General features: G+C 47.3%; 3 protein-coding genes. All 3 read left to right on the forward strand.

From position 1 onward, the window contains the following. The coding region (locus AC1DWB_RS34480; RefSeq protein WP_477545582.1) for a GerAB/ArcD/ProY family transporter at positions 1 to 517 on the forward strand (517 nt) is incomplete at its 5' end. Position 518: 1 nt separating this feature from the next. After that, the gene (locus AC1DWB_RS34485) at positions 519 to 1,613 is read left to right on the forward strand and encodes a GerAB/ArcD/ProY family transporter (RefSeq protein ID WP_477545583.1); all 1,095 of its coding nucleotides are present in this window, start codon (positions 519 to 521) and stop codon (positions 1,611 to 1,613) included. A 25-nt stretch (positions 1,614 to 1,638) separates the two neighbouring features. Next, positions 1,639 to 1,836, forward strand: a 198-nt coding sequence (locus AC1DWB_RS34490; protein ID WP_477545584.1) for a GerAB/ArcD/ProY family transporter, incomplete at its 3' end; no start/stop codon positions are given.

The following is a 1,836-nucleotide window of genomic DNA, read 5'->3' on the forward strand; positions in this document are numbered from 1 at the left end:
CCCCTATATAGAGCTAGTCGCGTTTTTGATGATTTTTCCATACGTCAATAAGACGGAAAAGCTTCGAAAATATTTTGTATCGGGAGCATTGCTTGGCGGACTCGTTCTCGTCGTCATGATCGCTTTATCCATCCTCGTGCTTGGCGCCGATTTTACGTCTAGACATATGTATCCCAGCTACGCGCTCGCCAAACAAATCAGCATCGGCCGTTTTATTGAAAGACTGGAAGCGATAATGGCCGTCATGTGGATCTTAACGTTATTTATTAAAACCTCGGTTTTTGTATATATTCTCCAACTCGGTCTTGCGCAAGTGCTCAAACTGAAAGATTTTCGGGCACTCGCCTTGCCATTGGCTTTTATTATTGCCGCTTCCGCCACTGCGTTTTCCCCGAATATTACGCACTTTAGTCAACATACAACGGCATATTGGCCTTATTTCGATATGACATTTGGAATAGGTTTGCCCTTGTTGCTCCTAGGGGTGAATGCTCTTCGCCGAAGAGGAGGGACCTGAGATGCTCGAAAACGGAAAAATTGCCGGACGACAATTCGCCATAATCGTCATGCTGTACACCGTTGGTAGTGCGATCTTAGTCATCCCTTCCCTCCTGGCCTCGAACGCCAAACAGGATGCATGGCTCGCGGCCTTGATTACATTAGTTGCAGCGGTTTTGGTTCTTCCTTTGTACATTGCGCTCGGGAGGCGGTTCCCGAATATGACTTTAGCCGAATATGCCCATGTCATTTTGGGGAGATGGTTTGGAAAATCGGTTGCGCTGCTTTTCCTCTTGTTTCCGTTCCTGATTGCGACATTGACGCTCCGGAATATCGGGGAATTTCTGACTACGCAAATCATGGGAGAAACGCCGATCCTGGCCATTCACATCATGATGATGGCGATCGTCGTGATGGGCGTAAAGCTGGGATTGGAGCCTCTGACCCGTGCGGCGGAACTGTTTTTCCCATGGATCGTTCTGCTCTTTGTGATTCTGGTTATACTAGTTGCCCCGCAAATGAAGCACGAACACGTTCAGCCGATGCTGGAGGAAGGATTTAAACCGGTATTCAAGGCAGTCCTCTCTTTTCTCAGCTTTCCTTTTCTTGAGCCTGTCGTGTTATTAATGATCTTCCCTTATGGCAATGCAAACGGTAAGGCCGGACAGGCGCTGCGGACAGGCGTGCTGCTCGGAGGGATCATTTTATTCGTCATCACGACCTTGTCTGTTCTCGTTCTCGGCCCCGGCTCATCTGCAAGCCTCAGCTTCCCGAGCTATGAGCTTGCAATGAAAATTAACATCGGCGGCTTTTTGGAACGTATCGAGGCGATTATTGCCGTCATTTGGTTCCTTACGGTCTTTTTCCGGTTGAGTCTGCTACTTTATGTCATTGCACTCGGCATTGCCCAAGTTTTTCAATTTAAGGAGTATCGGTTCTTGACCATTCCGTTAGGAATGATGATTGTCCTATTCTCTATATTCGAAGTACCGAATACGACTTATTTACTGGCCTTTAACCAAAAGATATGGCCTTTTATTCCGCTAACGTTTGGCCTCTTGCTTCCTCTACTGCTGCTTGCCGTCGCTGTTATTCGAAAAAAGGACTTGAAGTGATGTCTGGGAAGGAAGGTGAACGGAGATGCTTGAAAAAGGCAAAATAAGCATTCGTCAATTTATGATACTCGTGATGTTATACATGGTCGGCAGCGCAATCCTGATCATTCCCACGATTCTTGCCTCCAAGGCCAAACAGGATGCTTGGATTGGCGCTATAGCCGCAGTATGTGTCGGCTTGCTTGTTATTCCTCTTTACATCGCGCTTGGGAAACGATTTCCG

This window comes from Paenibacillus sp. P4_E11 (assembly GCF_056401635.1).

Coding starts and splice junctions, on each gene's coding strand:
- AC1DWB_RS34485 (WP_477545583.1), top strand. CDS start 519: ATGCTCGAAAACGGAAAAATTGCCGGACGACAATTCGCCATAATCGTC.